Below are 19,729 nucleotides of genomic sequence, written 5' to 3'. Positions count from 1 at the left end.
CGGACATTTACTGTCTCTCTAGGGCAATCATTTCAATTGCGATTTGTGCCGCGCGTACAAAATCACCTGCACGCTCTGCAGCAATCATTTCTTCTTTTTTAAGATCGTACTCTTTTTTGCGCGGATATTTCAGCACTTCCCTGATACAATCATCGAGTATCTGAACGTTCCATTCACCCGGGCCATCCATCATTGAGATCGAGCTGACGGTTTTCTCCAATCGATCATCATGCAATGAGGACATAAAACGGCTTGTATCCGGCGATTTGCCTTGCGCATAATAGGCATATAGATAAGCAGCAATAGCTGCATGATCATCCAAGTTAAAAGCTTCACCAAGATGCTCATTCACATACTGGGCAGCCTCGTCATCCTGAAGCATCCAGGCAAGCAATTTGCGCTCAGCAGCATGGTAAGCCGGCAACAGATTGGGTGTAGGCACCTGCCTATTTTGTTGCCTACCATTATTCCACCTTTTCGGGTTATTATCCCCATACTGCTCGTTATTTTTCATGGACTGGCGCTCTTCATTACACTCCTGCTTCAGTGTCTCAAATGACACATCCACTTCAGCAGCCAGTTCACGCAAATATACTTCGCGTTCCGTTGGGGAAGATAATGGCGCGATTAGCTTTACCGCTTCCTTGGAATAGGCGATCAGACCGCCGCCTTCTAGCAGTATATGGTTTTTTTTTAGGTTTATAAGCTTAAATTTTGTTGTGGTCACAGCACCGTCTACAATCTGGTTGCGAAACCGTTCACCACCGTACTTCCGAATAAAATCATCCGGATCAAGTCCTTCGGGTATAAGAGCCACCTTAACCTGCAGCCCGGCTTCTTCCAGAATGGGGAAGTTCTTAAGTGCAGCGGCCTGCCCTGCTCGGTCACCGTCATAACAGATAATGACTTCGTCGCACATGCCCTTGAGCATAAGCGCCTGATTCTCGGTCAGCGCTGTACCCATGGCCGCTACTCCGTTCTGGATCTCTTGATCCCAGGCGGAGATCACGTCGCCATAGCCTTCGAACAAAATAGCTTGTCTTTGTTTGCGAATTGCATTTTTGGCCTGATGCAGATTGTAGAGAACTCGGCTTTTGTTGAATAACCGGGTTTCCGGTGAATTTAGGTACTTCGGCTGCCCGTCTCCCAAAATGCGACCTGCAAATGCAATCGGTTTGCCGCTTCTGCCATTAATCGGGAACATAACCCTGTCTCGGAAGCGGTCCACATAGCCCTGACCTTCACTCCGCTGCGACAGAAGACCGCCCTTTTCCATCTCTTCAAGTGGAAAGTTGCGCTTCTCCAGAAATTGCACCAACGTGTCCCAACGATTCGGCGCATAACCAATCTGAAACTGGTCAATCAGCTTGTCGCTAAAGCCCCGCGAGCGTAAATACTCCATGGCTGCTTTTCCATGCTCTGTATTTTTCAATAAGAAATGATACAGCTTTGCAGTTAGCTCATACGCCTCCAGCAGACGTTCGGTCTCCGGATTTACATGAGCGGATTCACGCCCTTGCCAGTCCCCCATGGAGATGTGACTTTCTTCCGCCATCGTCTTGACAGCCTCGGGAAAGGATAACCCTTCGATTTCCATCCTGAATTTGATGGCATTTCCACCCGTGCCGCAACCGTAGCAGTAGAAAATTTGTTTCTCTGGTGTAACTGTAAACGAAGGCGTCTTCTCGGAATGAAAAGGGCAGAGGCCTTTCATGTACTTCCCCTGCTTGGTCAGATGCACAAATCGGCTCACCGTATCGACAATATCATGCTGCTGTAACACCGATTCAATAATGCTTTCGGGTATACCGCCTTGTCCGGTACTCATCTCTGGCCACCTTCATCTCTTTCAGCACGTAAATATAATTCGCTAAACTTACACATTCTCCTGCAAATCTTTCAAAAGTTTTGTCAGTTTATGTTGAAAAATTTCCCGATCCTGCTCTGTGAAAGGCTTTGGACCCTTCCCATAATGCCCTCTTTTCCGTGCTTTGGCAGCAGTATGGCGGGAATCGAGCATAAAATCAATGTCACGATCATTAAATTCGCGACCACGAAATGATAAAACATAACAACGTTTGCCAAGCGCGAGTGCTGCCAGTCCATAATCCTGTGTAATGACGATATCACAGGGCTTGATATGATTGGCGATGTACAGATCCGCACTCTGATCACTGCGGTCCACCTGCACGGTACGCACCCCATCTCCTCCCTGAAGTAAATGATCAAAGGAAGATACTAGCAATACGGGGATATCAAAACGGCGGGCCGTTTCTGCAATCTCGGCTTTCACCGGACAAGCATCTCCGTCCACAACAATCTGGCGTACATTCAACTCACTCAACCTCAGGATCACCCGGCTTCATAAAATAGCTGCATATTGTTATATACGACTTCCGCCAGCGAAATTCCTTCTGACCAGTCAAGGTAAATCAAAGGCTAAAATACGGAACGGCTGTTAAAAATAAAATTTCACAACCCGTTCCGTATATTTATACCCTCATATATCCTTCTTTAATACTGAATTTGAAGCGTATGCTCTAACCTGTCAGTGCCGGGATATTATACTAACACCAATTTGGAGAAATCGGCAAATCCTTTCAAGTCACGATCGATAGCTGCGAGCAGAGCCAAGCGATTAGCACGGACTGCTTCATCTTCGGCCATGACCATTACGGAATCGAAGAATGCTGTTATGGCTTCCTTCCAAGCGGATGCAATCGCCAGCGCTTCCGCTGCAGCGTGCTGCGATAAGGCTTTGCGATATTCCTCATTGGTTCTGTTCCAAGCTTCATGCAGCTGCTTCTCTCCCTCTTCGGTAAACAGTTCAGGATGAACAGAAGCATTCGACGCTTTGGCAGCTAGGTTACCTACCCGGTTGAACGATTCCACTGTTGTTTTGAATGCATCACCGGTTTGAACAGCGGCCATCAGGGCCTCACCTTTTGGAACAATGGCACTAATATCATCGAATCCGGCAGAAATCACAGCATCAACTACATCATAACGAACGGTCTCGGACAACAGTTTTTTCACACGAAGACCGAAGAAGTCCTGCAAATCTTTACGAACCTCTTCATCTGCACGTTTCAAAAGGTTCATCTGAGCATGTACCTGAAGCGCAACCCCGAACACATCGGAGAGAGTCAGTGGAAGCTGATGATCCAGCAAGATTTGTACAATACCCGCGGCCTGACGACGAAGTGCATAAGGATCCTGGGATCCAGTCGGGATGATATTGATGGAGAAACAGCCCACGATGGTATCCATTTTATCTGCAGCACTTACAATTGCACCTACGAGTGAAGCAGGAGATTGGTCTCCGGCAAAGCGCGGCTGATAGTGTTCAAATACCGCTTTGGCCACTTCTTCCTTCTCGCCTGCCTTGCGAGCGTAATCCTCACCCATGACACCTTGCAATTCAGGGAACTCACCAACCATCAGCGTAACCAGGTCAAACTTGCAGATATCTGCAGAGCGGCTCACCGATTCGGCAACGTCAGCAGAAACCTGCAGCTTGGATGCGAGACCGTCCGCAATTTTGCGAATGCGGCGCACCTTGTCACCAACGGTACCCAGTTCCTCTTGAAAGACAATGCTCTCCAGTTTGGACAATGCGTCCTTAATCTCGAGCTTCTGGTCTTCTTCGTAGAAGAACTTGGCGTCGGACAGGCGGGCACGCAGTACTTTTTCGTTACCTTTGGCGATGACATCAAGTGAATCACTGCCTCCGTTACGAACCGTTACAAAGTAAGGCAGCAATTGTCCTGCACTATCCAGTACAGGGAAGTAACGCTGATGCTCACGCATCGAAGTAATCAATACTTCCTGAGGGATATTGAGGAATGAAGGATCGAACGTTCCGAACAATACGGTTGGCGTTTCCACCAAAAACAGTACTTCCTCCAGCAAATCTTCCTTGATGGCAATATCCCAATTTTTCTCGGCAGCCAGTGCCTGAATCTGGGAAACAATCATTTGCTCCCGTTCCTTGATATCAGCAATAACATGTTCGGAACGCAGCAATTCGACGTATGAAGCAGGGTTAGTAATTACGGTCTCCTTACCAAGGAAACGATGTCCCCGAGTTACATTCCCGGATTTCACACCTGCAACTTCAATATCAATAACCTCACTACCAAGCAGAGCCACAATCCAGCGAATCGGGCGGACAAATTTAAAATCATATGAAGCCCAGCGCATGAATTTAGGGAAAGTCATGGCGTGCAGAATCGACAGCAATCCTTCACCGATTACAGATGAAGTCTCTACACCTTTGCTGCTCTTGCTTGCATATATATACTCGACTCCGCCGAGTTCCTTAAACGTAAACTGATCCGGATCAACACCTTGACTGCGTGCAAATCCAAGTGCTGCTTTGCTCCAGTTGCCGCTCTCGTCAAGTGCAATTTTACGGGAAGGGCCTTTTACTTCTTCTTCTACATCCTCTTGCTTCTCGGCAACATTCTGAATCATGACAGCCAAGCGACGTGGTGTAGCATAAGCGTTTACCTCACCATGTGTTATGCGGGATGTATCCAGCCATTTCACAATACGATCCTGCAGCTGTTCTATCGCCGCGCGCAAGAAACGTGCAGGTACTTCTTCCAGACCAATTTCAAACAACAGATCCTTAGACATGCTCGGCTCCCCCTTTCTTAATCAGCGGGAAGCCAAGCTTCTCGCGCTCTTCCACATATGTTGCAGCCACTTGGCGTGCCAGATTCCGAACACGCGTAATGTAACCGGTACGTTCTGTAACACTGATTGCTCCACGAGCATCCAGCAGGTTAAACGTATGGGAACATTTCAGCACATAGTCATATGCCGGAAATACCAGATTCTGTGCCATAGCCTTATTAGCTTCTTCTTCATGCATGTTGAAGAGGGTAAACAGCATCTTCACATCTGATACTTCAAACGTATATTTGGAGTGTTCAAACTCAGGCTGCAGGAATACATCACCATAGGTAATTCCCTCTACCCATTCCAGATCAAACACATTTTCTTTTTCCTGAATGTAAGAAGCTAGGCGCTCCATACCATACGTAATTTCGACAGCTACCGGGTTCGTCTCAATTCCACCGACTTGCTGGAAATATGTAAACTGTGTAATTTCCATACCATCAAGCCAGACTTCCCAGCCGAGGCCTGCGCAGCCCAGAGAAGGATTCTCCCAGTTGTCTTCAACAAAACGGATATCATGTTTAAGCGGGTCAATCCCCAAACGTTTGAGACTTTCCAGGTAAATTTCCTGAATGTTGTCTGGTGAAGGCTTAATAATGACTTGGAATTGATGGTGCTGATACAGACGGTTCGGGTTTTCTCCGTAACGTCCGTCGGAAGGACGACGAGAAGGTTCTACATAAGCTACTTTCCAAGGCTCTGGTCCAAGTGAACGCAAAAAGGTCATCGGGTTCATTGTACCTGCTCCTTTTTCCGTATCATATGGCTGGACAATAATACAGTTGTGCTCGGCCCAGAATTGCTGCAGCGTGAGAATCATCTGCTGAAAATTCATAATCATGCTCCTTTTCAATGAGTTTATTGGCAAGCTGAGAAAACTTCCGATTTGCACAAGCGTCAATCGAAGCCCGACGTAGAACGGACAAAACGCGTTTTGCGAGAGATCCCCGGAATTTATCCACCAGCCCTTGCCGGAAAATAATTCCACAATCAAAAAAAGCCCTCGCCCTACGCCTGTTGTCCAGACGTAGGGACGAGAGCTATTCCCGCGGTTCCACCCTACTTGGCTTGTGTACAAAACAGGATAACCTGTTCACGCAAGCCCACTTTTCCGTGTCCATTCATGCTCCCGAGTGCCATTTCACAGACCGATTCATCCCGGCTTGCACCATCCCAGGCTCGCTCAATTCTCGTAGTCAAGGCCGTCTGGCCTATCTACGAGAATAATAAATCAGGTCTCCTACTCTCTCGTTCAATGCATGTCTCTTAAAAAGAGAAATTATAGTTCATAATAAATAAAAAAGAGTTCAAAGTCAAGTGAATCTTGTCATTCCCAGAAAACAAACCTTAAATCCCGTATTTCTCCATCTGATCGAGAAAAGAACGGGATTTTAAATTGAGACCCAGCTGGTGATCCATGAAGGCTCTCATGATCTTCTTCATTTCATCTCTAGTGGCCTCACTGACGGATATGCTGCCCAATCGCTGCAAATCCAGCTGTGCAAATAACCGCAGTAACCTCAGAGCTTTGGGACTTACAGACAACGCGGGTGGATCAAAGTGTTTACAGGCTCTGCACAGTACACCACCGAGCCTGGGACTTACAAATAACTGTTCATCCGGCCGCTCCTGGCCGCATGAAATGCATTCATCAAGCGACGGGCCGTAGCCCGCCGATTGTAATATTTTCATCTCATAGAGACTGGTAATGACGCTGGGGTCCTTCTCTTCCTTTAACGCCTGAAGACAAGCCTTAAGCTGCTTGAACCAGAAAGCACCTGTTTCCTCATCCTGCAGGACCCTATCCAACAGTTCACATGCATAGGATGCATAAGCTGCTTTAACCAAATCTTCCCGAAGCTCATGATATGACTCCATGATTTCGCCCGCATTTAGTGTCCCCAGGCCCGTGTTACGGAAATATACGTATTGACCGTACGTAAACGGCTGCACCAGCGCAGCATGTCGGCTTTTGGGCTTTTTGGCACCACGGACGAGTACGCCTACTTTTCCACCACTTTCGGTGCAAAGCGTAATAATTTTGTTTCCCTCGCCGTAGTCCATGCTGCGGATGACAATCCCTTCCACCCTGTATAGCATGCCTCGTCACCTAACCATTCCCGAATCAGCCAATTAACCCTCGGCTTCTTCATCTTCTATCACTTCCCCTGCAGTATCAGACTCCTGTCCTGTTGACGCGCATGACTCGGTATACAACAAATAGGACTCCACATCCCCCGTCATTGCAAAAACCTTCCACGAAAAATCTCGCATCAGAATTTCATCCTCTCTTCAGAAATGACGTCTGCATCTACCAGTTAGGATGGAGTCTTGCAAGGTAAACTATGTGTTGCAATTAATGGATACTTGCTCGAATTAAACGTCACGGTGGAAGCCGAGATCACGCAGAACACGATCCTGATTTCTCCAATCCTTTTTCACCTTAACCCACAGATCCATAAAGATTTTTGAACCCAAAAGGTTTTGAATATCTGTACGCGCACGTTTGCCCACTTCTTTTAACAGGGCTCCCTGTTTACCGATAATAATCCCTTTTTGAGAGTCACGCTCTACAAAAATAACGGCCGAAATGTATACTACCCCGTTGTCCTGAACCTTCATATCCTCGATGGTTACAGCAATGGAGTGAGGAACTTCTTCCCGGGTCATTTGCAGAATCTTCTCCCGAATCAGCTCCGCACATACGAATTGTTCCGGGTGGTCTGTAACCTGATCTTCCGGGTAGTATTGTGGTCCTTCCGGCAAATACTTGCCGATCTGATCGAGCAGTGTACTTACATTGCTGCCGAGCTTGGCAGAGACCGGTACGATTTCTGCGAAGTCGTGCAGCTTGCGATACTCCTCAATAAGCGGCAGCAGCGCTTCCGGTTCGATTTTATCAATTTTGTTCATTACCAAAATGACAGGAGTCCGAACATTTTTCAGTTGTTCTGCGATATAACGGTCACCACCGCCCATTCCTTCGGAAGCGTCAATCAGGAACAAAGCTGCTTCCACTTCCCCGAGTGTATTCAAGGCAGTCTGGTTCATATAATCACCCAGCTTGGATTGCCGTTTGTGAATACCCGGTGTATCCAAAAAGACAACTTGCTTGTCTTCGGATGTGTAAACGCCATGTATTTTATTACGAGTAGTTTGCGGCTTGTCCGACATAATGGCTATTTTTTGGCCAATAACCTGGTTCATCAAAGTCGATTTACCAACGTTAGGACGTCCAACAATAGCTACAAAACCCGATTTAAATGCTTTTTTCTTCATATGTTCCTCCTCAGGCGCCTAGGCCTGGAATAGTTTATTTTTTGGCAAAATCCAAATCTGACGGACCAAAAGCCCAAGGCAGCAGTTCGGCAACCGTCGTTTCCTGCAGGTCACCCTTCAAGTTGCCCATAATGACTTTCATGTCCGGCTCACACAGCTCAGCCATAACCTGGCGACACACGCCACATGGCGCGATTGGACCTTCCGTATCACCTACAACGGCAATAGCCTTGAAACTGCGAGGCTGCTCTCCCCCTGCAATCGCACTAAAAAGTGCTGTTCGCTCCGCGCAGTTGCTTGGTGTATAGGCAGCATTCTCAATATTGCATCCATGATGCACATTACCTTCGCTATCCAGCAGAGCTGCACCTACGCCAAAATGGGAATAAGGTGTATACGCTTTGGCACGTGCCTTAATGGCTTCTTGCATGAGCTGTTGATTATCCATAATCCAAATCTCTCCCTCAGGTTATCACTAAAATAAACTTCTTGTTATAGCAGGCTTATCAGAAACCAAGCCAATGCAAAACCGGTTTGAAAAACACCATACATCCGATGACTACAGCGAACACCGCAGCCAGCAAAACTGCGCCAGCAGCGGTGTCTTTCGCCGCTTTTGCAAGCGGATGAATATGCGGATGTGCCAGATCTACCGCTGCTTCTACGGCCGTGTTCATTAATTCGGTGACCAGCACCAAAAAGATGGCTGTCAGTACAAACATCCAGTCTGTTCTCGAAATCCCGAAGATAAATCCTGCCGAACACATGATGACGGCTACTCCCGAATGAACCCTTACATTTCGCTGTGTCCGAAAACCGTATACGATTCCTTCTGCCGCATTGCGGAACACCAGACTCCAGGAGCGCCTTTTCATTATCGTGTCAACCCGGCCTGGGCGAGTACAGCTTCCTGTTTGCCCATCATTTCGGCTTCGCTTGCTTCGTCCTGATGATCATATCCGAGCAGGTGCAGGAAACCGTGCACAAACAGGAAACCAAGCTCACGTTCAAATGAATGCCCGTATTCTTCACTTTGCAGGATCGTACGAGGAACGGAGATAATGATGTCACCGAGAACATCTGGCATCTCCTCCATCTCTTCATCCTCATCCAGTTCGTAGATGATGTCCAGTTCCTCATCCATGGTTTCATTCATGGCAAATGACAGCACATCTGTCGGACGATCGATTCCGCGGTAATCGCGGTTCAACTCATGAATCTGGGCATCATCCACAAAAGTGAGAGCAACTTCTCCATCGGCCACTCCTTCAGCTTCTCCTGCCAGGTTCAGCAATTGCTCCAGCATTGCAATCATCTGTTCTGTAATTTCTTTATCCTGTTGATCATTATTCCATGCCAGGTTAAGACTCATTCTTTCATAACTCCTGTCTGCTCATATTAGTAAGTCAACCTGCTTCAGGTGAGGTCGGCTTCGGTTTTTTGATCTCTTCCGGGTATTCAATCCGGGAGTGGAAGATTCCCATTACCGTCTCTTTCAAGGTCTTTGCAACGATATCCAATTCACGCATGGTCAGATCACAATCGTTAAACTGATGATCATCGAGACGCCCCTTGATAATCTTCTCAATCATGGATTCCACTTGTTCCACAGTTGGCTTTCGCAGGGACCGAACTGCTGCTTCAACGCTGTCCGCTATCCCCACGATAGCCGATTCCTTGGATTGGGCTTTTGGACCTGGATAACGGAAATCTTCTTCTGTAAAGTCAGGCTCCACTCCCGCTTCCTCGGCTTGACGCAGCGCTTTGTGATAGAAGTAATGAAGGAAGGTTGTCCCGTGATGCTGCTCCGCAATATCCCGGATCGGTTTCGGGAGCTTGTAATCCTTCTGCATTTCCACACCATCCCGTGCGTGCGCAACGATAATTGATTTGCTCAATTTGGGATCGATGGAATCATGCGGGTTCTCCATATTGTTCTGATTTTCAATGAAATATATCGGTCTTTTGGTCTTGCCAATATCATGGTAATACGAACCTACTCGGCAGAGCAGACCATTCGCTCCTATAGCCTCGGCCGCGGCCTCGGACAGGTTTCCTACCATGACACTGTGATGATACGTGCCCGGTGTTTCCGTCAGCAGTTTGCGCAATAACGGGTGGTTCGGGTTGGACAGCTCCACCAGCTTCAGTGCTGATAGGATACCAAACGATGTTTCGAAAAACGGCATAAGCCCTATAACGAGAATCGCTGTTAATACACCACCTGCAAAAGCAAATCCAACGCCGTACAGCGTTGTTGTACGGTTCCAATCCCCCGTATCAATCAACGACAGTGTAAAGACGGCAATTGAACCAAACAGGCAGACCATGATGGCCCCCTTTAAGATGGTGGATCGCTGGCTTGCCCGGTATGTCGCGAAGATCGCAACAAAAGACACCAGCACCGCAAAGAAGCCAAGCTCAAAATCAAAAATTTGACCTTGATGCGTATTCAGGATGATGCTTGACAACATGCCTATGATGATCGAGCAAACGAAAGCAAGCGATGTGTCCAGCAATAAGGCAATTAACATCGCCCCCACTGCAACTGGTGCAAGGAAGCCTACATATGACCTATCTGCTGTCTGGATGAATGCCGTTACATGCATAAGCACAATTGTAATAATGAAAATAAGTACAAGCATCAGCAGCTGTGCATTATTATATTTGAAATGCGTTCCGCTGAATTGCTGAATATACATCAGAATTGCTGCCGACAGCAGACAAGACAACATGAGAAGACCCAGCTGCGGCCAGTAGTTTACTTCGTTTTTCAACAAATCATTTTCATCAAGAAGCGCGTACATTTCGGGGGTTATCATTTCGCCCTTGGCAACCAGTGTATCACCTTGCTTGATATAGACTGTCTGTGTATTTTCACGAGCCTGTACCTTGGCTTCCTTTGTCCCCTCTTCATCATAGAAACGGTTGGACGTTACTACAAGGCGGGCGAGCTCCTGAACAACCTCACGCTGCGTACGCTTGCTAAGGGAACTTACACTTACCATTTCGGCAACTTTTGCCCTTGCTGTCGTAGCATCACTGATCTGATCCGTCATCAATCTGGACACAATATCCCGACCAACGGACTTCATTTCCTGGATATCATCCGAGGTCAAGCGAGATATCTTGATATAGGTTTCTTCCGGAATTCGGTAGCTTTGCTCCTGCACCACGTTTCTAATCTCTTCTAAAAGAGTTTCGGAATATGTACCCGCTTTCCGATTGTTATTGATAAAGTTGGACACAAAATCCTTCTGCCGCTGCGGAATCTCATCACGATAGATATCAATCTTGTCCTGACTGGAAATCTGGTCATCCTGATTCAGTCGGTCAATACGATCCAGCAGGGTGGTCATCAAATTTTCATTTCGCAGCTGCACAATTTGATAGATCGGCTGTACACGCTCAGCAGCTTCTTCCTGAGCTTTCAGCGTTGCCTTCGTGTTTGGAATCTGCATGGGCGCAGCAATATCCACTTCGCTTCGTGTGCCTTCCTGAATGTCATACCGCTCGGGAAGCAGCTTGGAGGCCAGACTGAAGTAGAAGAGAATCACCAGAAACAAAAACAGAAGATAGCGTGCCCACACGCTATACTTCCATCCTGTGGTTCTATTCTGAAAAGATTTGCCTTTTGACAGTTCCTTCGAGGTCACTTTAGACAATCCCTTCTATTCTTGATTTTCTGCGGCGTGGTTGTATGCAACGATAATTTTTTGGACGAGGGAATGCCGTACAACATCTTGCTCGGCAAAATAGACAAATCCAATTTCTTCAACTTCACTGAGTATCGTTTTTGCTTCCACCAGTCCAGACTTTTTGCCGCGAGGTAAATCAATTTGCGTTACGTCTCCGGTAATGACCATTTTGGAGCCAAAACCAAGACGGGTCAAAAACATCTTCATCTGCTCCGGCGTCGTATTCTGAGCTTCGTCCAAAATAATGAACGAGTCATCGAGTGTACGCCCCCTCATATATGCCAGTGGCGCAATTTCGATCAAACCGCGCTCCAGTGCCTTGGCCGTTTGCTCTTGTCCCATTACGTCATACAAGGCGTCATACAAAGGCCGCAGATAAGGATCAACCTTTTCCTGCAGGTCTCCAGGCAAGAAGCCCAGGCTCTCGCCCGCTTCGACAGCAGGCCGTGTGAGCACGATGCGCTTGACGCTGCCTTCCTTGAGGGCTGCAACCGCCAGTACAACGGCCAGATAGGTTTTACCCGTGCCGGCTGGACCGATGCCGAATACAACATCACGTTTCTTAATTGTCGTTACATAGTGTTTCTGTCCAATGGTTTTAACACGAATCGGTTTGCCCCGGTAAGTCGTCGTAATCTCGCCCTTGAACAGATCAAGCAGCTGGTCTGCACGCAGATCCTTGGCCAGTTCAATGGCATAGCTGACGTCTCGTTCGGTTAGCACATACCCATTTCGCACCAATTGCAGTAACACATCGAATAATTGTTCAAGCGATTCCACATTCTTTGTATTGCCGTGAATCACAATCTCCGCTTCGCGTGAAGCGATCTGGGCGGGAATTTCGGATTCAATCAGTTTCAGAAAAATATCTTGGGGTCCAAAAAGAGATTGACCCTCTCCCGCACTCTGGAGGGAGATTCGTATGCTGCGTGTTTGTTCTGACAAATAGCCTCATTCTCCTTGACTATGGACTAACGGAAGTTCTTCCGCAATGCTTTCTTCCACTTCAAATAATACTTTCATATAAACTTTACCATTCTCTTTCTTCTCATGCAAAATTTTTTCACTTAAAATTTTCGTTCCTTTGCCATTTTTGGCGATAATATCGTTTCTGGCTCCCTCCAGCCCTTTCGTTCGGGCCCACTCAACCGTCTTTTGTTCCTCTTGCTGCGTGGTCTCCATATCGGTCTCAGTCAACCATCCTATCGGAAGCGTGAAGGATCGCCACGTCAGCGGCTTATGATCACTCGCCGTATTGAAGGAACTGAAGGGCGTCTTTCCATATCCCCAGAGCTGAACAGCCCAATCCCCAAGCACAACATAAAAACGTTCCTTACTCTCACCTGTCATGGTATTATGCTTCTGCACGAGAGGCACTTCCACCTCATATTCACGCCATACGAGTCCACGAACCTCGCCTTTGGCCACCACATTCTCTGTATTCTCTTCATCACCCAAAATACCCGATATTAATACCTGACCTTTCTTAACACGCGTATCTTTCTGTACAACAGGACGCCCCTGTTCCGCGTATATCTGAGTAACTACTGCATCCGATTTGCTCACCAAGTGCCTTGGATTCAGTAGCGGTTCACGCTGAGGCTGTGCAGACTCTACAACCTGAATGGTAATGGTTGTCCCCTCTTTGCTCACACCGATCCAAGTTACGTCTGGAAGTGCCAAAGCCAGCTGTCTGGAAAGCTTGTCCTGACTCTGGAGTCTGAACCCCCACTGAAAAGGATATATCCCTTCTTTTTTGGCTGCAGCAAGCACCACATCAGTGGGGATTTTCACATTCCCCTTCACCTCAACATTCCAGACCATCGATGATAATGCAAACATAGCAATCACGAAAAGCACCATGCCCCCGAGGAAGAACTTCCTTTTCATTAATCTGGCCATAAAAAAAGGAATCCCGCTGCGGTGCGTCACCTTCACCCTGCAGCCTGTCCGCTTCAACAAAGGACGCAGCCTAAAAAAATGCGGCAGCAGAATATTCATCTCTGCCTTGCGTCCATCATGGGCACGCAGGTTCCACACTTCCAGTCCCTGCTCTGCCACCATGTTGATCAGCGCTTCGATGTCTCCCCCAGTGACCGTTATTCGGACTGCACCTCGCAGTTTGTACAGACTGGGCTGTTTCATCCGTTTCCCTCCGCTCCATTCATATGTATATCCAGAATTGTTCCTTCCACCGCCACTTCATCCGGCAAAATATTGCGAATCATCAGATCAACGCCTTTAATCTCGAGCTGGCCCTGGGTCAAAGCCAGAACAATGCGATTCGGCGTAAAATGGATCACACCGCGATGATTTTCGATATACAATTGCTTGCTGCCGATCAGGGTTAACCGTGGCATATCATAAAGCACGTCCTGCGGCAAATCCAGCACCTCACTGGTCCATCTGCGCAGCTTGCGGCTGATCCGGGTCATACGAAGGTCTTCCCCCTTCCTCTACAGTTCAACTTATGCGGAGAAACATGACTTTATGAAAACTACAGCTGCTGTTAGATCATTAATTCTTTAAAAAGGAGCACAACACAAAAAGAGCCTTCTCCGGCATATTGCTCACCAGAGACGGCTCTTTAATTTTTTGGGTATTACATTTTACAACTTACCTCTTGTTCCAAAGGGCTGTTTGGAACGCGGAGGTCCCAGTACTTCGGCCCACAGGACACCACTACGGATATCTTCTGTACGTAGGAGAGACTGTGCAGATTCACTTGTTGAAGCCTCATCCCAACTAGAGTCAGATATCACTGGCGCTTTTGCTGAGGAAAAACGATTCAACCTTTCCTGAATCATCCGCTGCTGCTTTTCCATTTCTATTTTTTGCTTCTCGAGAGAACTCTCCATTCCACCAAGCAAGCTCTGACCACTTGGATCACTTGAATATGCCGGCTCCGGATAGGGCTGATCATAACGATCATCATAAGCATCCTCATCATACCGTTCATCTTCATAACGACCATCATTGGCCGGGCCCGAAGACTGCTGCGGAGATGCTTGAGATGGTGAATTTTCCTTCCGATTCAAATCACCGTTCCCTCCGAAAGTTGGCATCCCATTTTGGGGACGTTTCTTGTTCGGATCAGCTGATTTGGCTGCTTTTCCAAGAAAAGAGAATAGCGCGAATCCAATAACAGCCACAATATATAAATTATCAAAAATCCATTCAAATAGGCCCATGTTTGCTCACCGCCTATCTTTCGTTTTTCGAATCACCCTGATTATTGGAGTTGCTATCACCAGGTTTCCCTAAACTGTTACGCATTTGAGTATCTGCTTCAATGTTTTTCAGGTTCATATAATCCATTACACCAATTTTACCACTACGCAGAGCTTCTGCCATTGCAAGTGGTACTTCGGATTCGGATTCTACTACACGCGCTCTCATTTCTACTACGCGGGCCTTCATTTCTTGCTCTTGGGCTACGGCCATGGCACGACGTTCTTCCGCCTTCGCTTGAGCGATTCGTTTATCCGCTTCTGCCTGTTCGGTTTGCAGGAAGGCACCGATGTTTTTACCTACATCCACATCCGCAATATCAATGGACAGGATTTCAAACGCAGTACCTGAATCCAGGCCTTTGGATAATACGGTACGCGAGATCAGGTCCGGATTTTCCAAAACTTCTTTGTGAGAATTGGAAGAACCATTCGTACTTACAATACCTTCACCGACACGTGCAATGATTGTTTCTTCACCCGCACCACCGACGAGTCGATCAATGTTTGCACGAACTGTAATTCTAGCTCGAACATTAACTTCAATTCCATCTTTCGCTACTGCTGATACGACAGGTGTTTCAATAACACGTGGGTTGACACTCATTTGAACTGCCTGCAGTACATCACGGCCCGCAAGGTCAATCGCCGCTGCGCGTTCAAATTCAAGTGGAATATTGGCACGCTGTGCCGCAATCAAAGCGTTGACTACCCGGTCTACGTTACCACCAGCAAGGAAGTGACTTTCCAGCTGGTTCATCGACAATTGAAGACCTGCTTTGGTTGCTTTGATCATAGGATTTACGATTCGGCTGGGGGTTACACGTCTGAGTCTCATCGCTACCAGCGTAATAATACCGACACGCACGCCGGATGCAATGGCAGAGATCCAGAGCATAACCGGGAAAAAGCTGAAGAATACGCTCAATACGATAATGGCAACGACCGCAATGAGCAAAACCGTAATCAAGGTTGGTTCCATAAACAAATTCCTCCATTTACACATTAATATAGTGAAAATTCATTGTAACAAACTTTGCAAAATGCTGCGTACTTTATTATTGATCCATTCTGCAGGCAGCTCTGTCAGCATGGGTATGTATTTGTCGAGGCTGGAAACAGCTTCGACAATTTTAATAATTATACTGGCAACGCCTGTTGGACAACGATTCGAGTACCCTCTGCCTTAATCACAATAATCGGTGTATCTACAGGGATAAAATCACCATCCGACACGACGTCGATTCGTTCCCCGTTAAACATTGCAGTTCCGGAGGGACGAAGCGGAGTTAAACTGATTCCCTGCATACCGAGAAGTTCTTTGCGTTCTGTTGCGGAGGAGTATCCACGATCAGCAGACAATCGATCACTTAGTATGAATCGGTTCCATATCCCCCGATCCTTAAACAGAATTACAACGATTGCAATGACGACAAGTGCAGCTCCAAAGGCAATGCCCAGAGATATAAAAGCATCACTTGTGTCATAAGCAGCCCGAACTACGCCTGCCACGAGAGCAATCGAGCCCAGGATTCCGAGGATACCCATGCTTGGAATGAACATCTCCAGAATCATCATGATCAGTCCAACCGTAAACAGCACCCATGTCTCTGCTCCTGCGAATCCAGCAATGTAATTCCCCGAGAAATAGAGGATAAAACAAACGATCCCCACAATACCAGGCACTCCGAATCCAGGTACAATCAGTTCAATGATTACCCCCGCAATTCCCAGGAACAAAAGTATAGTCATCACTACAGGATTCGTCAGAAAAGAAGATATATTCTCTGCTGCGGTTCGCTCCACAGTAAATACATCGTCCTGACCATAACCCAGCCATGCTGCTGCCTCTTCCGGAGTTGAGCTGATGTGGTCCGCATATCCCACTTTCAGCGCCTCCTCGGCTGATAAGGCAATAATTTCACCTTTTTGCTTCGTTTTGTTGATCTCCGGCATCTCCACAACCATGTTGACATCTGTCATTCCGGCAGCAATATTGCCATCACGGCCGCCTTGTTCCGCCGCTCCCTGCATTTTGCTCTTCCAGAATGCAACCAACTTCGGATCATCGACATGCTTACCCGTGCTGTCCACCATCGCTGCCGCACCAATCATGCTTCCTGGCGACATTACGATCTTATCTGCATTCAAGGCGAGAAAACTTCCAGCCGAAGCAGCATCTCCGCGGACAAAGGCAACAGTCTGAACAGGGCTTTCTTTAATCAAGTTACCCAGTTCTTCCGCCGTATCGACTCGTCCTCCCGGCGTATTGATATCCAGAACAATCAGGCCAGCATTCATTGATTCAGCTTCCTTGAAACCGCGCTCCATAAACTTACCTAACCCCTGCTCGATTGGTTTATCAACCGGAATAATATATACGGCGCCGCTCTTTTCAGCTGCATGTGCAGACGGCGATCCAACCCAGAGAGGAAGCAGCAGCGTCAGCAGCATCATGAGCAACAATGGCCCCGCAAGCCTCTTCAGGCGCTTTCCCTTCACAATAATCCCCCCTTTTCCATTATTGTTATACTGTCCAGCTTATGGTATTTATTACGTACAATGCAACATTTCGTTTCAAAATCTTAAAATTATATTTGAAAGCCAGAGGAATTGCAAGAAATTAAATCTAATTTTATGTATAATAACCATTTTAATGTAATTTTTATGTCTATTTTGAAAATTGTACTGTTTCTTTATCCTTTATATCGAATTCTTCCATGCTAAATCTAATGGTGTCTGAGGTGTAAATTCAGTACCATGCAAACAGGAAAAAACACCCCCTGACAAGTCAGGAGGTGTTCATTGATTGCTTTATTGCAGAAATTGTTGAACTGCTTGATTAACCAGTTTGCCGTCCGCTTTGCCTTTAACTTTCGGCATAAGGGCCGCCATGACTTTCCCCATCTCGGCTTTCGAAGAAGCACCGGTTTCCTGGATGGTCTGCTGTACAATAACTTTAATTTCTTCTTCGGTAAGCTGTGCGGGAAGGTACTGACCAATTATATCAATTTCCGCTTTTGCATTTGCCGCGAGTTCTTCACGGCCCGCTTTGTCAAATTCTTGGAGGGCATCTTTGCGCTGTTTGATTTCACGACTCAGGATATCAAGCACTTCGTTGTCATCCAAAGTTCTTTTCAAATCTATTTCAAGATTCTTGATCGTCGAACGAATCAACCGAATGGTGGAGAGCTTGAACTTGTCCTTGCTCTTCATCGCTTGCTTCATATCTTCGTTCAATCGTTCGCTAAGATTCATGTTGTTCAAATCCTCCTAAAACTTTCTCTTACGAGCAGCCTCGGACTTTTTCTTGCGCTTTACGCTTGGCTTCTCATAATGCTTACGTTTCTTCACCTCAGCCAAGACGCCATCTTTAGCGATGGAACGTTTAAAGCGACGAAGTGCAGCATCAATAGTCTCGTTTTTGCGAACTTTAGTTTCAGACACCAGTTTTCCCTCCCTCCGACCAGACCGTCCAAGAGCAATAACACGGTTCATCACCTTTCATTATAGGCGAAAGGTAATAAAGGTGTCAACCTTAACGTAATGATCACTTTATTTATGCGAATCACAGTGCTTCGTTTTCCTCCATTGAACAGGAGATGTAGAGCACAGGATCCATTATGATTTGTGCGAATCCGATAGGCTTGTCAGCGCACCGAGTCTGGTGCCTCCAAGCAGATGATAGTGCAGGTGGTGGACCGTTTGTTCACCATCTTTGCCGCAGTTATTAATCAAACGATAACCGGACTCATCAACCCCAAGGCGTTTCGCTGCTTCCTGTGCTGCCAGATGAACCTCACCAATCAGTGCTATATCATCTGCTGTCACATCATTCATGGAAGCAATATGTTTTTTCGGAATAACGAGGACATGTGTCGGTGCAGCGGGCTGGATGTCGTGAAAGACAACCACATGTTCATTCTCCAAAACTTTATTGGAGGGAATGCTGCCCTCTACAATCTTGCAAAACAAGCAATCCATTGTTCATACCCTCCTTTGATTTGAAGATTTATGTATGCCTCTCTATCATACCGTAAGTGAAAAGTGACGTCCAATCTTACATGGAAAATAGTTAAACTTAATAAGCTAGCCTGCGCTAGCATGCCATTAAATACTCCGTACAATTCTCATTCTTTATTCGTTGATCAATAGCACAAAAAAAAGACCTTTCTACATCCAGGTAGGCAGCAGCATGTTGCCAGGATAAGAATGGTCCTTATGATTGTTTAAAATCCTAATCCGACTTTCAGTCCTTCATTAATAGTATGGCAGCAGTGTTAATGCAGTCAGCCCGATCAAGGGAAGCACCAATCTGTTAAAACGTCTGCGGCCGTAGCCATAGTATGGATAGGGATAGGGATATGGATACGGGTAACCGTACCCCGGATAAAATCCACGAGCATGAGATGCAGGATAACCTGCTCCCGGCATCGCGTTTGGTCCCCAATTTGCATGATGCGCGGCTTCAGGACCGACAGGCACTGCCAAATAAATCATGTCGTCATCCACATTTTCCATAATACCGTCATAATGACTTCCATCCTTCATCTGTACACATACATAACGATGAATGTGTTCCTTACAGATCTTCTTCGCTTCCAACTTCTCCACTTCGGTACGCCTCCCTTATCGTGCTTCATCACCCTTTCATGGTATTCAGATCTGGGCGAATTGACACTAAAGGAACAGGGCAAAAAAAGAAGTACCCCATGAGCGGATTTCGAATGAAATCAGCTGCCGCGGACGTCTGACCGGGAGGCTTCCTGATCAAACGTCCGCCGGGGTACTTTACATAAGGTATGTCGGCTTGACTGTAGTATAACAGCTGGTTGA

General features: G+C 46.9%; 22 protein-coding genes. All 22 read right to left on the bottom strand.

From position 1 onward, the window contains the following. Positions 1–7: 7 nt before the first annotated feature. The 22 genes from dnaG to CHI14_RS17750 all read right to left on the bottom strand — a co-directional run bounded on the left by dnaG (position 8) and on the right by CHI14_RS17750 (position 19,507). Positions 8–1,828 (bottom strand): DNA primase, encoded by a 1,821-nt coding sequence (gene dnaG / locus CHI14_RS17850; protein ID WP_095289907.1) that lies wholly within the window; start codon positions 1,826–1,828, stop codon positions 8–10. A gap of 48 nt (positions 1,829–1,876) precedes the next feature. After that, entirely contained in the window at positions 1,877–2,344 is a 468-nt protein-coding gene (locus CHI14_RS17845; RefSeq protein ID WP_481856425.1) for a YaiI/YqxD family protein, read from the bottom strand. A gap of 218 nt (positions 2,345–2,562) precedes the next feature. After that, positions 2,563–4,641, bottom strand: coding sequence for a glycine--tRNA ligase subunit beta (gene glyS, locus CHI14_RS17840; protein WP_095289906.1), 2,079 nt, complete (start codon positions 4,639–4,641; stop codon positions 2,563–2,565). Continuing rightward, positions 4,634–5,521, bottom strand: a complete 888-nt coding sequence (glyQ, locus tag CHI14_RS17835; RefSeq protein WP_095289904.1) for a glycine--tRNA ligase subunit alpha — start codon at positions 5,519–5,521, stop codon at positions 4,634–4,636. The genes glyS and glyQ overlap by 8 nt, the downstream gene beginning before the upstream one ends. A gap of 224 nt (positions 5,522–5,745) precedes the next feature. Next, entirely contained in the window at positions 5,746–5,886 is a 141-nt protein-coding gene (locus CHI14_RS30105; RefSeq protein ID WP_170948176.1) for a hypothetical protein, read from the bottom strand. A gap of 147 nt (positions 5,887–6,033) precedes the next feature. Then, positions 6,034–6,786, bottom strand: coding sequence for a DNA repair protein RecO (gene recO / locus CHI14_RS17830; RefSeq protein ID WP_095289901.1), 753 nt, complete (start codon positions 6,784–6,786; stop codon positions 6,034–6,036). 33 nt (positions 6,787–6,819) lie between these two features. Continuing rightward, positions 6,820–6,960 carry a YqzL family protein gene (locus tag CHI14_RS17825; protein ID WP_095289899.1) on the bottom strand — a complete coding sequence of 47 codons (141 nt, stop codon included), beginning with the start codon at positions 6,958–6,960 and terminating at the stop codon, positions 6,820–6,822. 102 nt (positions 6,961–7,062) lie between these two features. Continuing rightward, a complete protein-coding gene (gene era / locus CHI14_RS17820) occupies positions 7,063–7,965 on the bottom strand; it encodes a GTPase Era (RefSeq protein ID WP_095289897.1) in 903 nt (300 codons plus the stop codon). Positions 7,966–7,999: 34 nt separating this feature from the next. Beyond that, positions 8,000–8,413: a cytidine deaminase gene (locus CHI14_RS17815; protein ID WP_095289895.1), complete on the bottom strand. Its 414-nt coding sequence runs from the start codon at positions 8,411–8,413 to the stop codon at positions 8,000–8,002. 58 nt (positions 8,414–8,471) lie between these two features. Next, positions 8,472–8,840, bottom strand: a complete 369-nt coding sequence (locus tag CHI14_RS17810; protein ID WP_095289893.1) for a diacylglycerol kinase family protein — start codon at positions 8,838–8,840, stop codon at positions 8,472–8,474. After that, entirely contained in the window at positions 8,840–9,337 is a 498-nt protein-coding gene (gene ybeY / locus CHI14_RS17805) for an rRNA maturation RNase YbeY (protein ID WP_095289891.1), read from the bottom strand. Before ybeY ends, CHI14_RS17810 begins: the two co-directional genes overlap by 1 nt. Positions 9,338–9,371: 34 nt before the next feature. Further along, positions 9,372–11,621, bottom strand: coding sequence for an HD family phosphohydrolase (locus CHI14_RS17800; RefSeq protein WP_095289889.1), 2,250 nt, complete (start codon positions 11,619–11,621; stop codon positions 9,372–9,374). Positions 11,622–11,636: 15 nt separating this feature from the next. After that, on the bottom strand, positions 11,637–12,608 hold the full coding sequence (locus CHI14_RS17795) for a PhoH family protein (RefSeq protein ID WP_095289887.1): 972 nt from the start codon (positions 12,606–12,608) through the stop codon (positions 11,637–11,639). 6 nt (positions 12,609–12,614) lie between these two features. Beyond that, positions 12,615–13,808, bottom strand: a complete 1,194-nt coding sequence (gene yqfD / locus CHI14_RS17790; protein ID WP_095289885.1) for a sporulation protein YqfD — start codon at positions 13,806–13,808, stop codon at positions 12,615–12,617. Then, positions 13,805–14,098 (bottom strand): sporulation protein YqfC, encoded by a 294-nt coding sequence (gene yqfC, locus CHI14_RS17785; RefSeq protein WP_095289883.1) that lies wholly within the window; start codon positions 14,096–14,098, stop codon positions 13,805–13,807. The genes yqfD and yqfC overlap by 4 nt, the downstream gene beginning before the upstream one ends. Before the next feature lie 174 nt (positions 14,099–14,272). Continuing rightward, positions 14,273–14,854 carry a hypothetical protein gene (locus CHI14_RS17780; protein WP_095289881.1) on the bottom strand — a complete coding sequence of 194 codons (582 nt, stop codon included), beginning with the start codon at positions 14,852–14,854 and terminating at the stop codon, positions 14,273–14,275. A gap of 13 nt (positions 14,855–14,867) precedes the next feature. Beyond that, on the bottom strand, positions 14,868–15,875 hold the full coding sequence (floA, locus tag CHI14_RS17775; RefSeq protein WP_095289880.1) for a flotillin-like protein FloA: 1,008 nt from the start codon (positions 15,873–15,875) through the stop codon (positions 14,868–14,870). 158 nt (positions 15,876–16,033) lie between these two features. After that, entirely contained in the window at positions 16,034–17,350 is a 1,317-nt protein-coding gene (locus CHI14_RS17770) for an NfeD family protein (RefSeq protein ID WP_095290164.1), read from the bottom strand. Between the two features lie 357 nt (positions 17,351–17,707). Next, positions 17,708–18,151, bottom strand: coding sequence for a GatB/YqeY domain-containing protein (locus tag CHI14_RS17765; protein ID WP_095289878.1), 444 nt, complete (start codon positions 18,149–18,151; stop codon positions 17,708–17,710). A gap of 15 nt (positions 18,152–18,166) precedes the next feature. Further along, positions 18,167–18,340, bottom strand: a complete 174-nt coding sequence (gene rpsU, locus CHI14_RS17760) for a 30S ribosomal protein S21 (protein WP_005547957.1) — start codon at positions 18,338–18,340, stop codon at positions 18,167–18,169. A gap of 174 nt (positions 18,341–18,514) precedes the next feature. Continuing rightward, positions 18,515–18,877 (bottom strand): histidine triad nucleotide-binding protein, encoded by a 363-nt coding sequence (locus tag CHI14_RS17755; protein ID WP_095289876.1) that lies wholly within the window; start codon positions 18,875–18,877, stop codon positions 18,515–18,517. Positions 18,878–19,153: 276 nt separating this feature from the next. Continuing rightward, complete coding sequence (locus tag CHI14_RS17750) at positions 19,154–19,507, bottom strand: hypothetical protein (RefSeq protein ID WP_095289874.1); 354 nt, start codon at positions 19,505–19,507, stop codon at positions 19,154–19,156. Positions 19,508–19,729 lie beyond the last annotated feature (222 nt).

It is taken from the genome of Paenibacillus sp. 7516 (genome assembly GCF_002272715.1).
Classification (GTDB): domain Bacteria; phylum Bacillota; class Bacilli; order Paenibacillales; family Paenibacillaceae; genus Paenibacillus; species Paenibacillus illinoisensis_A.
Note: the sequence above shows the minus strand (reverse complement) of the source record. Positions and strands in the feature narration are given on the sequence as shown.